Origin of the sequence: Bradyrhizobium sp. BRP56, from assembly GCF_020194035.1 — a bacterium.
Taxonomy (GTDB): Bacteria; Pseudomonadota; Alphaproteobacteria; order Rhizobiales; family Xanthobacteraceae; genus Bradyrhizobium; species Bradyrhizobium australafricanum.
In genome coordinates this window covers 1-11,844 of record NZ_JADYVV010000033.1, presented here as the reverse complement: position 1 = coordinate 11,844, position 11,844 = coordinate 1, and the positions used below count along the sequence as shown (strand labels likewise).

At 66.0% G+C, this 11,844-nt stretch carries 10 protein-coding genes; 3 read left to right on the top strand and 7 right to left on the bottom strand.

Translation table 11 applies throughout. The annotated features are described in order from the left end of the window. Positions 1-24: 24 nt before the first annotated feature. Complete coding sequence (locus I6F38_RS22815) at positions 25-1,323, bottom strand: MATE family efflux transporter (RefSeq protein ID WP_225161932.1); 1,299 nt, start codon at positions 1,321-1,323, stop codon at positions 25-27. Between the two features lie 293 nt (positions 1,324-1,616). After that, positions 1,617-2,201: a DUF2239 family protein gene (locus I6F38_RS22810; protein WP_225161881.1), complete on the bottom strand. Its 585-nt coding sequence runs from the start codon at positions 2,199-2,201 to the stop codon at positions 1,617-1,619. Between the two features lie 131 nt (positions 2,202-2,332). Between I6F38_RS22810 and I6F38_RS22805 the strand changes: the two genes are divergently transcribed. Next, on the top strand, positions 2,333-2,998 hold the full coding sequence (locus tag I6F38_RS22805) for a glutathione S-transferase (RefSeq protein WP_225161880.1): 666 nt from the start codon (positions 2,333-2,335) through the stop codon (positions 2,996-2,998). Positions 2,999-3,006: 8 nt separating this feature from the next. Here I6F38_RS22805 and I6F38_RS22800 read toward each other — a convergent pair whose 3' ends face one another. Next, entirely contained in the window at positions 3,007-3,435 is a 429-nt protein-coding gene (locus tag I6F38_RS22800; RefSeq protein WP_225161879.1) for a DUF1330 domain-containing protein, read from the bottom strand. Positions 3,436-3,538: 103 nt separating this feature from the next. Between I6F38_RS22800 and I6F38_RS22795 the strand changes: the two genes are divergently transcribed. Further along, positions 3,539-3,874, top strand: coding sequence for a GIY-YIG nuclease family protein (locus I6F38_RS22795; RefSeq protein WP_225161878.1), 336 nt, complete (start codon positions 3,539-3,541; stop codon positions 3,872-3,874). Position 3,875: 1 nt separating this feature from the next. Here the strand turns inward: I6F38_RS22795 and I6F38_RS22790 are convergent, their stop codons facing one another. From I6F38_RS22790 to ggt, 3 genes are all read right to left on the bottom strand, one after another. Then, entirely contained in the window at positions 3,876-4,751 is an 876-nt protein-coding gene (locus tag I6F38_RS22790; protein WP_225161877.1) for an NAD(P)-dependent oxidoreductase, read from the bottom strand. A 204-nt stretch (positions 4,752-4,955) separates the two neighbouring features. After that, positions 4,956-6,254 (bottom strand): MFS transporter, encoded by a 1,299-nt coding sequence (locus I6F38_RS22785; RefSeq protein WP_225161876.1) that lies wholly within the window; start codon positions 6,252-6,254, stop codon positions 4,956-4,958. A gap of 175 nt (positions 6,255-6,429) precedes the next feature. Beyond that, the gene (ggt, locus tag I6F38_RS22780; RefSeq protein ID WP_225161875.1) at positions 6,430-8,175 is read right to left on the bottom strand and encodes a gamma-glutamyltransferase; all 1,746 of its coding nucleotides are present in this window, start codon (positions 8,173-8,175) and stop codon (positions 6,430-6,432) included. A 126-nt stretch (positions 8,176-8,301) separates the two neighbouring features. Between ggt and I6F38_RS22775 the strand changes: the two genes are divergently transcribed. Continuing rightward, entirely contained in the window at positions 8,302-9,681 is a 1,380-nt protein-coding gene (locus I6F38_RS22775; protein ID WP_225161874.1) for an MFS transporter, read from the top strand. A gap of 226 nt (positions 9,682-9,907) precedes the next feature. Here I6F38_RS22775 and purH read toward each other — a convergent pair whose 3' ends face one another. Beyond that, the gene (gene purH, locus I6F38_RS22770; RefSeq protein WP_225161873.1) at positions 9,908-11,500 is read right to left on the bottom strand and encodes a bifunctional phosphoribosylaminoimidazolecarboxamide formyltransferase/IMP cyclohydrolase; all 1,593 of its coding nucleotides are present in this window, start codon (positions 11,498-11,500) and stop codon (positions 9,908-9,910) included. Between the last annotated feature and the right edge of the window lie 344 nt (positions 11,501-11,844).

The window sequence follows — 11,844 nt, the reverse complement described above, 5'->3', positions numbered from 1 at the left end:
TCATGTGAGCCGCGGCGCGCGATGTCAAATCAGCCGCTTGATGGTCTGCTTGCGCCATACCAGGGCGTAATAGGCCATCTGCAGCACGAACATGGTTGCGAAGGTGACGGGATAGGCGATCCAGATGCCGCTGACGCCGATGGTGCGGCTGAGCAGGATCGCGACCGGCACCTCGACCACCGCGATCGCCAGCGTCGAGAGCAACAGCGGCATCCACACCGTGCCACCGGCGCGCATCGCGCCCGAAAACACCGTTGCCATGCCGAACAGCACCATGCTCCACAGCACGATGTACAAGAGCTGCTGCGCCAGCCCGAGCACGGCATTGTCGACGATGAAGAAGCCCATCAGCGGCCGCGCAAAGAGATAGCCGAGCACGACCAGCCCGCCGGTCAGCGCGAGATTCATCTCGATCCCGGTCCGGACGATGGCACCGACCCGGGCGGAATCGCCGCGGCCGATCGCCTGCGCGCCGAAGATCGACACCGATATTGCGATCGAGATCGCCGGAAACTGCACATAGCCGATTACCTGGTTGACCGCGCCATAGGCCGCGGTGGCGTCCGAGCCGAAGCCGTTGACGAGCCCGAGCAGCACCAGCTCGGCAAGCGAGACCACCACCATGCCGATAGCGGTCGGAATGCCGAGCCGCAGCACGATGCGCAGCAGCGCGCCGTTCGGCCGCATCGCGCGCAGGAACGCGGCGTCGAAGGCCAGCGCATGGCGGTGCCGCAGCATATGGACATGCAGCCACAGCAGCGTGACCACGCCCGAGACCGCGGAGGCGATGGCAGCGCTGGCGACGCCGAGCATCGGCAGGCCGAGCCAGCCGCGGATCAGCGCCGGCGTCACCACCAGGCCGATGGCGGTCGAGACCGTCAGCGCAACCAGTGGCGTCACGGTGTCGCCGACGCCGCGCATCATCGCCGTCAGCAGCAGGAATGCGAAGGTTATGGGCATCGTGATCATCATGATCCGCGCATAAGCCACCGCAGCGTCGAGGACGTCGGATGGCGTCGCGAGCGCGATCAAGAGCGGGCGGGCGAACAGGCCGCCGAGGACCGCGATCGCTAGCGCGAGCAGCAGCGTCACGGTCATGGTGGTGCCGGCGACCGCCTTCACCCGGTCGGGCTCTCCGGCGCCCCAGGCCTGGCCGATCATGACCGAGGCACCGGCGCAGAGGCCGATCACGAAGGAAATGAAGAAGAACATCACCGGAAAGAACACCGAGACGGCGGCGAGCGCGTCGACGCCGATCATCTGGCCGAGATAGACGCCGTTGATGGTGCCGAACAGCGACTGCAGCACGTTGCTGAGCAGCATCGGCGCGAGGAAGGCGAGGAAGGCTTTGCGCAGGGAGGGAGGGTTGGACACGTTCAACTTCCAAAAATTGACCAGGCACCTGGCTGGTACGTCCTAGATCAGGCGGCACACTCGCTGCACCTCTCCCGCTTGCGGGGGAGGTCGGATCGCATCGACAGATGCGATCCGGGTGGGGGCTCTCTCCACCGGAAAGAATCTCTGCGTGGCAAAACCCCCACCCCAGCCCTCCCCCGCAAGCGGGAGAGGGGGCGCAGCTCGCTCGCGGTTGCCCGTCGACATTAGTTCATCGGGCGTCAGTCCGCTTGATCGCTATAGGCGAGCCGGATCGCGTGATCGCGGATATCGGCCGGCCAGTCCGCGATCAGCGTCGCAAAGCGACGCCGGTCGTGGGCGAACAGCGCGCGGATCGCATCTTCATAGTTCGGCCGGTTGCCGGCCATCACAGTCATGAAGCGATAGGCGGCGTCCTGCGCGCTGCGCGTGCGATCCTTGTCGCCGCTCGCGCGCCGCGCCTCGTCGACCAGCTTACGGATCGCAACCGACGCGCCACCCTTCTGCTGCGCGAGCCAATCCCAATGCCGTGGCAACAGCGTGATCTCGCGCGCGACGACGCCAAGCTTCGGACGTCCCGGGCCGCGCGGCGCGGTCGGCGCCGGCTCCTCGTCGCGCGCAGGCGCGGGCTGCGGCAGCCGCGCCAGCACGTCGTCGACCGAGCCGCGGAAATCGATATCGACCAGCGCCGAGGTGCGGCCGTTGAACACCAGGATCGCGGCGTCCTTGCGCTGGTCGAGGTGTTGCTTGGCGGCGCGCGCAACCTCCGGGAGGTCGCCGGCCCCGATGCGGTGCTCGCCTTCGAACGCGACATAGGCAGGATTCATGGTAGACCTCTCAGATTGCGCGACATACTGCCCGGATAATTCTTGGCAATCGCGGCGCGTGGATCTCGACTTTCTGGTTTCCCGCTGGCACCAAACGCCGCCCGATTGCGCTGATCTTTCAGAGGATGCCCATGCTGACGGTTCATCACCTCAACAATTCCCGCTCGCAGCGCGTGCTGTGGCTGCTCGAGGAATTGGGTGTGCCCTACGAGATCGTGCGCTACCAGCGGCAGCCCGACATGCGGGCGCCGAAGGAGCTGCGCGCGATCCATCCGCTCGGCAAGTCGCCCGTCGTCACCGACAACGGCCACACGATCGCGGAATCCGGCGCGATCCTCGAATACATCATCGCGACCTGCGGCAACGGGCGCCTGATCCCGCAGGCTGATACGCCGGAGCGGCTGCGCTACACCTATTGGCTGCACTACGCCGAGGGGTCGGCGATGACGCCGCTGCTGCTGAAGCTCCTGTTCACGCTGATGCCGAAGCGCGCGCCGGCGCTGCTGCGGCCCTTGGTGCGCAAGGTGTCCAACACGGCGCTGTCCACGCTGGTCAATCCTCAGCTCAAGCAGCACATGGCCTATTGGGAAGGCGAGCTCGGCAAGAGCGAATGGTTCGCCGGCAGCGAGTTTTCCGGCGCCGACATCCAGATGAGCTTTCCGCTCGAGGCCGCCGCGGCGCGCGGCGGGCTCGAGGACGGCCATCCCAAGTGTGTCGCGTTCCTCGAGCGCATCCACGCCCGCCCGGCCTATGCGCGGGCGCTGGAGAAGGGCGGGCCGTATCAGGTCGGCCGATAGAGTCGCGGTCATCGCGGCAGCTCGACCAGCGGCAGCAGCCGCGAATCCGCCAGCGCCGCGGTGCGATGTCCGATGCCGGCGAGGTAGGCCTCCGCTACCGCGAAGGCGAGGAACGCGCCACGGCTCTTCTGCCGGATCAGCATCGCGCGATCCCAGCGCTCGCCCTCCGGCCCGATCAGGAACGAGCCGCCCTCACCCATGAACAGGATGTCGCCGCCGCTCTTCCGCAGATGCGGCAGCGTGTGCGCGACATAGCGGTCGTAGGCCGCAGCCCCCGCGATCGGCTGTGGCGGGGCGAGCTCCGGGCTTTGCGAATAGTCGGCGATCGCGCGGAAGCGCAGCAAATTGAGCATCACCAGCTCGCCCGCGATCTCGCGCTGGGCAAAGTCGCGGCCGGCGTTCCAGGTCGGCTCGAGATAGCAGGCGGCGGTGTCCATGTCGGTTGTCCCATCGAAGGTTGACGGCACTTTTTACCCGGGCATAATCGCCTTGTCAATAATACCCGGATATAAATAGCCCGACGGGATGACAGGAGCCACCATGAAGACCGAGGACCGCAAGCAAGCCATCGCTGACTACAAGAGGCGCGCTGCTGCCGCCGGCGTGTTCGCGATCCGTTGCCGCGCGACCGGTGAGGTTTGGGTCGGACAGGCGCTCGATCTCGACAAGATCGAGAACCGCATCTGGTTCACGCTGCGGATGGGCAGTCATCGCAATGCCGAGCTGCAGCACGCCTGGACGGCCCACGGCGCGGATCATCTCTCACTCGAAACGCTGGAGCGGATCGAGGACGAGGAGCTCGCCTATGTGCGCGATACGCTGCTGAAGGAGCGCGTGCAGCATTGGCGCGCGGCGCTGAATGCGTTCGCGGTGTAGCCTAGTGTGACGGCAGCGGCTGCACGGTGACGCCGGGCGGCGGCACGTCGTCGTCGGGCACGAAGAAGTCCGACATCAGCGGCACCGAGGGATCGACGCGGTAGCGCTCGAAGTCACGGACGCCATTGGCATAGAGCACCTTGTCGTCGATGCAGAAATGCCCGGTGAATTCGCGCGACGGCCGGGTGATGATCGCGTAGGCCGCATCGCCCATGATCTCGGGCGTGCGGCTCGCGCGCATCATGGCGTCGCCGCCGAGCAGGTTGCCGACCGCGGCGGTCGCGATCGTGGTGCGCGGCCACAGCGCGTTGACGGCAATGCCGGCCGATTTCAATTCGCCCGCGAGCCCGAGCACGCACATGCTCATGCCGAATTTCGCCATCGTATAGGCGGTCGAGTGTTCGAACCATTTCGTCTTCATGTCGAGCGGCGGCGACAGCATCAGGATGTGCGGGTTCTCAGCCTTCTTCAGGTGCGGGATGCAGTATTTCGACACCATGAAGGTGCCGCGGGTGTTGATTCCCATCATCAGGTCGAACCGCTTCATGTCGGTCGCCTGCGAATTGGTCAGGCTGATGGCGCTGGCATTGTTGACGCAGACATCGATGCCACCGAACGCGGCGACGGTCTGCTCGATCGCCGCCATCACCTGCACCTCGTCCCTGATGTCGCAGAGCACCGGCAGCGCCTTGCCGCCGGCGGCGCGGACCTCGTCGGCGGCGGTGTAGATCGTGCCCTTCAGCTTCGGATGCGGCTCGGCGGTCTTCGCCGCGATCGCGACATTGGCGCCGTCACGCGCGGCGCGCAGCGCGATCGCCAGCCCGATGCCGCGGCTCGCGCCCGAGATGAACAGCGTCTTGCCTTTGAGCGACGTCATGGCAGGGACCTCCAGTTAGGGACGCACCATGTCAGGCTCCCTCTCCCCCTGTGGGAGAGGGTTGGGGGTGAGGGGTATCTCTCCACACGGCATACTGCATGGAGAGACCGCAACCCTCCACCCGGATCGCATCTTCGATGCAATCCGGCCTCTCCCACAAGGGGAGAGGCGAAGCGGCGCAAGTCCGACGATCGTTACTCAATCTCAGCCATCCGCATGCAGCACACGCCCACGCGTTTCCGGCAGCGCGTAGGCGGCAATGAAGAACACGCCGTAGGCCGCCACCGCGAAGATCGCGATCGCGTTGGCGAGCGTGGTCGTGGTCGACAGCGCGCCGACCAGGAACGGGAACAGCGCACCGATGCCGCGGCCGAAATTGTAGCAGAAGCCCTGGCCGGAGCCGCGCAGCCGGGTCGGATACAGTTCGGTCAGGAACGCGCCCATGCCGGAGAAATAGCCCGAGGCAAAGAAGCCGAGCGGGAAGCCCAGCACCCACAGCACCTCGTTGGACAGCGGCAGTTGGGTGTAGAGCAGCACCACCGCGATGGCGCCAATCGAGAAGATCAGGAACAGATTGCGTCGCCCGATCCGGTCGGCGAGCCAGGCGCCGACGAGATAGCCGATGAAGGAGCCGATGATCAGCGTCGCGAGATAACCGGTCGAGCCGACCACCGAGAGCTTGCGCTCGGTGGTGAGGAAGCGCGGCACCCAGAAGGTGATGGCGTAATAGCCGCCCTGCATGCCGGTACCGACCAGGGAGGCCAGCAGCGTGGTCTTCAGGATCGGTCCGTGGAAGATCTCCCACAACGCGGCGGGGCCGCTGCCGGAGGCCTGCGCCTGCGCCATGGTCGCGGCGGAGATTTCCGGCTCGGTGACGTAGCGGCGCAGGTAGAACACGAGCAGCGCCGGCAGCGCGCCGATCACGAACATCCAGCGCCAGGCGTTCTCCGCCGGCAGCACCGAGAACAGGATCGCCTGCGCCAGCACCGCGAGGCCCCAGCCGACCGCCCAGCCCGACTGCACCGAGCCGACCGCGCGTCCCCGATATTGCGGCCGGATCGCTTCGCCGATCAGCACCGCGCCGGCCGCCCATTCGCCGCCGAAGCCGAGGCCGAGCAGCGCGCGGGCGATCAGCAGCTGATCGAAATTCTGCACCAATGCGCAGACCAGCGAAAAGAACGAGAACCAGACGATGGTGAGCTGCAGCGTCTTCACCCGCCCGATGCGGTCGGACAGATAGCCGCCGAGCCAGCCGCCCACGGCCGAGGCCAGCAGCGTCACGGTGCCCGCGAGGCCGGCGGTGCCGGGGTCGACCTTCCAGAGCGTGATGATGGTGCCGATGACCAGCGGATAGATCATGAAATCCATGCCGTCGAGCGTCCAGCCCGACGCGCAGGCCCAGAACGTGCGCCGCTCCTGCAGGTTCATGTCGCGATAGAAGGCGAGGAGGCTGGTGTCCTCAATCTCTGCAACTTCCATCGGTTTGGATTCGGCCGTGCTCATGCGCGTTCCCCGGAGAAATCTTTCACCGGCTGTTTGCGATCCGCGGCCGGAGGTGCGCGGATCGCCAATCTATCGCGATGTCGCAGGCGGAGCAAAGCCGCGTTTGCCACTTCTAGGTCTTTAGTTTGAGCATGATCTTTTCGGAAAACCGCTACGCACTTTTCCGGATCAAGCTCTAGTATCCCGCAGCCTCCGAGCCGCGCGTGCGCGGATCCGGCGCGCCGAGCAGACCGTTGGTCGTGACGAGGATCGAGTTCGCGGAGGAGTAGCCGAGCGGCTCGACCAGTTTGTGGCCCCTGGCGCGCAGATCGCCCAGCACCGCGTCGGGAAAGCCGCGCTCGATCCGGACCTCGTCGGGCAGCCATTGATGGTGCATGCGGGGCGCGGCGACCGCGGCCGCGATGTCCATCTTGTAGTCGATCACGTCGACGATGATCTGCGTGACCGCGGAGATGATGCGGCTGCCGCCGGGCGAGCCCGTCACCAGCACCGGCTTGCCGTCCTTCAGCACGATGGTCGGCGACATCGACGACAGCGGACGCTTGCCGGGTCCCGGCAGATTGGCCTCGAAGCCGACCAGGCCGAAAGCGTTGGAGGCGCCGGGCGCCGCGGTGAAATCGTCGAGCTCGTTGTTGAGCAGCACGCCGGTGCCGTCGGCGACGAGGCCGACGCCGTAGGGAAAGTTCAGCGTGTAGGTGTTGCTGACGGCGTTGCCGCCGGCATCGACGACCGAATAATGCGTGGTGTTGTCGCCCTCGTGCGGTTGCTTGGCGTTGCGCACATCGGTCCAGGACGTGGCGCGGGCAAGATCGATGGTCGCGCGCTGTTTGGCGGCATAGTCCTTGTCGATCAGCAATTGCGTCGGCGCGTCGACGAAGGCGGGATCGCCGAGATAGCGCGCGCGATCGGCATAAGCCCGCTTCATCGCCTCGATCATCACGTGCAGCGAGGCGGCCGAGCCCTGCTTCACGTCGGACATCGGAAAGCCTTCGAGGATGTTGAGGATCTCCAGCAGCACGACGCCGCCGGAGGAGGGCTGCGGCATCGAGACGATGTCGTAGCCGCGATAGCTGCCGCGGATCGGCGTGCGGATCACCGGTTGGTAGGATTTCAGATCCTCGAGGGTGAAGATGCCGCCGGCGTTCTTGATGCCGCCGACGAGCTTCTCGGCGACGGCGCCTTGATAGAAGCCGCGCGGGCCCTGTTCGGCAATATCAGTCAATACGCCGGCGAGATCGCCCAGGATCAGGCGGTCGCCCTCGCGCAGCGGCGTGCCGTCGGCGTGCGAGAACGTCCTGGCCGAGTTCGGCCAGCGCGACATGCGGCGATACATGTCATTCAGCGTGTCCGATGTGTCGTCGGTGACGATGAAGCCGTCGCGCGCGAGATCGATCGCGGGCTTGAGGATCTGCGCCAGCGTGAATTTGCCGGAGCCGTATTTCTCCAGTGCCAGCGCGAGGCCCGCGACCGTGCCGGGCACGCCGATCGCGAGCGCGGAGTTGCGCGACTTGTCGGGATCGGGCTTGCCGTCGGCGTTCAGGAACATGTCGCGGGTAGCGGCCTGCGGCGCAGTCTCGCGATAATCGATCGCGACATCCTCATTGCGGCCGGCGAGATGGATCACCATGAAACCGCCGCCGCCGATATTGCCGGCGCGCGGATAGGTCACCGCCATCGCAAAGCCGGTGGCGACCGCGGCGTCGACCGCATTGCCGCCCTGTCGCAGGATGTCGGCGCCAATTTGCGCGGCCAGCCTCTCCTGCGCCACCACCATGCCGTTTTCGGCGCGAATGCTGCGAATCGTGTCCGCGGCTGAAGGTTCATAGAAGCGGCGCTGGACCTGGCCGAGGGCCGGCGTCGCGATACCAATCACCAGGAGAGCGGCAAACAGCCGTCGCGACATCGTTGCCGTCAGCGCCATCGAAATGTCCTGCCCTGTTCATCGCCGTATCAGTCAAACCGGCCCATGCTATATGGGAGCGGATTGGAGCGGCAAAAGCCTGCCTGTGGTTCGAGTTGGGGAATATCTTTCGCGATGACGGCAACAATGCAGACGGACGCCGGTGACGCGAAGGCCACCACCAAGGTTTATCCTGGCCGCGCCGCCGTCATCAGCTGGATCTTCTTCGACTGGGCTGCGCAGCCATATTTCACGCTAATCACGACCTTCGTGTTCGCGCCTTATTTCGCGAGTTTCGTCGCGCCCGATGCCGCGAGCGGCCAGGCGCTGTGGGGCTTTGCCACCGCGGCGGCCGGACTTGCGATCGCGCTGCTGTCCCCGGTGTTAGGTGCAATCGCCGATGCCAGCGGCCGGCGCAAGCCGTGGATCGCGGGCTTCGGCGCGCTGCTCGTGATCGGCGCCAGCGGGATGTGGATCGGCAAGCCCGGCAATCCCGACATCATCCCTATGCTGCTGCTCGCCTATGCGATTGCGAGCGTCGGCGTCGAGTTCGCGACCGTGTTCAACAATGCGATGATGCCGACCCTGGTGCCGCCCTACAGGATCGGGCGGCTGTCGGGCACCGGCTGGGCCACCGGCTATGTCGGGGGCATCCTGAGTCTTGTTCTCGTGCTCGGCTTTCTTGCCGCCAATGCCGAGACCGGCAAGACGCTGTTCGGCTTCACGCCGCTGTTCGGTCTCGATCCCGCCATGCATGAAGGCGACCGCATCACCGGTCCGCTGACCGGGCTTTGGTTCATCATCTTCGTGACGCCGATGTTCCTGTTCACGCCGGACTATCCGGCGAAGCGCCCGCTGCGCGCGGCGCTCGGCGAAGGCCTGCGCGAGCTCAGGGAATCGTTGTCGAGCCTGCCGAAGCAGAAGTCGCTGGCGCGCTTTCTGTTGGCGAACATGATCTACACCGACGGGCTGGTCTCGCTGTTTGCGTTCGGCGGCATCTATGCCGCCGGCACGTTCGGCTGGGACACGATCCGGATCGGCACCTTCGGCATCATCCTCGCGGTCGCCGGCACGTTCGGCGGCTGGATCGGGGGCAAGCTCGATGATGCGTTCGGCCCGAAGCGCGTGATCACCGGCAGCCTCGTGATCCTGCTGTTTGCGATCGTCGTGATCCTCACCGTGAACAAGGATTCCGTCCTGTTCATCCAGGTCGCGCCGCCGGTGCCTGGCGGTGCGTTGTTCGCGGGCGCCGCCGAGCGCGCCTACATCGTGCTGGGCTGCCTGATCGGCGCCACCGGTGCGCCACTGCAGGCCGCCTCGCGCTCGCTCCTGATCCGCCTCGCGCCGAAGGATCGCATCGCGCAGTATTTTGGCTTGTTCGCGCTCACCGGCAAGGTGACGTCGTTCATCGGCCCGCTCCTGATCGGCGCGATCACCGCGGCGACCGCAAGCCAGAAGGCCGGCATGGCGGTGCTGGTGGCGTTCTTCGTCGCGGGACTGGCGCTACTGGCGAAGGTGCGGGAATGATCACCGCCGTCGTCCCGGCCAAGGCCGGGACCCATACCGCGTGATCCATCGAAGGCGCGCTGGGGCTAGTTGTCCCTCACCAAGCAACATCGGTGGTTATGGGTCCCTGCTTTCGCAGGAACGACAGCTTCGTAGCCCGGATGAAGCGGAGCGCAATCCGGGGTCTTTGGTCCGCGGAGAAACCGCCCCGGATTTCGCTACGCTCCATCCGGGCTACAGATCGTACTCAATGCCGGAAATGCCGCACGCCGGTGAACACCATGGCGATGCCGTGCTCGTCGGCGGCCTTGATCACCTCGTCGTCGCGCATCGAGCCGCCGGGCTGGATCACCGCGGTGGCGCCGGCCTCGATGCAGGCCAGCATGCCGTCGGCGAACGGGAAGAAGGCGTCGGAGGCGACCACCGAACCCTTGGTCAGGGGCTCGGCGAGCTTCAGCTCGGCCGCTGCATCCAGCGCCTTGCGCGCGGCGATCCGTGCCGAATCGACCCGGCTCATCTGGCCGGCGCCGATGCCGACGGTGGCGAGGTCCTTGGCGTAGATGATGGTGTTCGACTTGACGTGCTTGGCGACGCGGAACGCGAATTTGAGATCGCGCAGCTCGGCGTCGGTCGGCGCGCGCTTGGTCGCGACCTTCAGGTTCATGTCCTCGACCACGGCATTGTCGCGGCTCTGCACCAAGAGGCCGCCGGCGACGGTCTTGGCGGTGAGGCCGACCGCGCGCGCGTTCGGCAGGCCGCCAGCGAGCAGCAGGCGCAGATTGCGCCGGCCGGCGATGATCGAGATCGCCTCCTCGGTCGCGTCAGGCGCGATGATCACCTCGGTGAAGATGCCGATGATGGCGCGCGCGGCGTCCGCATCGAGCGTGCGGTTGACCGCGATGATGCCGCCATAGGCCGAGGTGGAGTCGCAGGCCAGCGCGCGGGCATAGGCGGTGGCGAGATCGGGTCCCTCGGCAACGCCGCACGGATTGGCGTGCTTGACGATCACACACGCCGCGGTGCGCTGCGGATCGAACTCGCCGACGCATTCATAGGCCGCGTCGGTGTCGTTGATGTTGTTGTAGGACAGTTCCTTGCCCTGCAGCTGGCGTGCCGTCGCAACGCCCGGCCGCTTCTCCGGCGTGGCATAGAACGCCGCGGTCTGGTGCGGGTTCTCGCCATAGCGCAGCGACTGGATCAGCTTGCCGCCGAAGGCGCGGAAATCCGGCGCCTTGGTATCGAGCTGCACGGCAAACCAGTTCGAGATCGCGGCGTCATAGGCCGCCGTGCGCGCATAGGCCTTGGCGGCGAGCCGCCGGCGCAACTGAAGCGAGGTCGCGCCCTTGTGCGCGGCGAGCTCGTCGAGCACAGCCTGATAATCGTTCGCCTCGACCACCACGGCGACGTCGTCATGGTTCTTGGCCGCGGCGCGGATCATCGCGGGACCGCCGATGTCGATATTCTCGATGCACTCTTCGAAGCCGGCGCCTTTGTCGACGGTGGCCTCGAACGGATAGAGGTTGACGACCAGAAGATCGATCGGCGCGATGCCGTGCGAGGCCATCGCCGCGGCGTGTTCCTTGTTGTCGCGGATCGCGAGCAGGCCGCCATGCACCTTTGGATGCAGCGTCTTGACCCGGCCATCCATCATCTCCGGAAAACCGGTGAGCTCGGAGACGTCCTTGACCTTCAGCCCGGCCGCCGCGATCGCCTTGGCGGTACCGCCGGTCGACACCAGCTCGACGCCATGGTCGGCCAGCGCCTTGGCGAAATTGATCAGTCCGGTCTTGTCGGAAACGGACAACAGAGCGCGGGTCACGCGGCGAAGCTGCTCGGTCATATCGGAAAATCCCTGGCTGTTAAGGCAGCCGGGTAGCATGGTTTTGTGCCATACGAAACCGGTCTCCGAGGCCGATTCCCCGCAAAATGGCGATGATTGGGCGGAAATCGCCCGACCTTGCAGACCCGTCACCCTGAGGAGCGCGCAGCGCGTCTCGAAGGGTCGACGGCCACCAGCCGGGCCGTGCATCCTTCGAGACGCCGCTTCGCGGCTCCTCAGAGCCTGACTGAAAAATGGGTGAGTGATCTCAGTGGGGTGTGATTCCATCGGATTTGCAAAGATTCGAGGGAGAGCACGATGCCCTGGACCAAGATCACTCGGGAGCAATATCGGCGGGACGATCT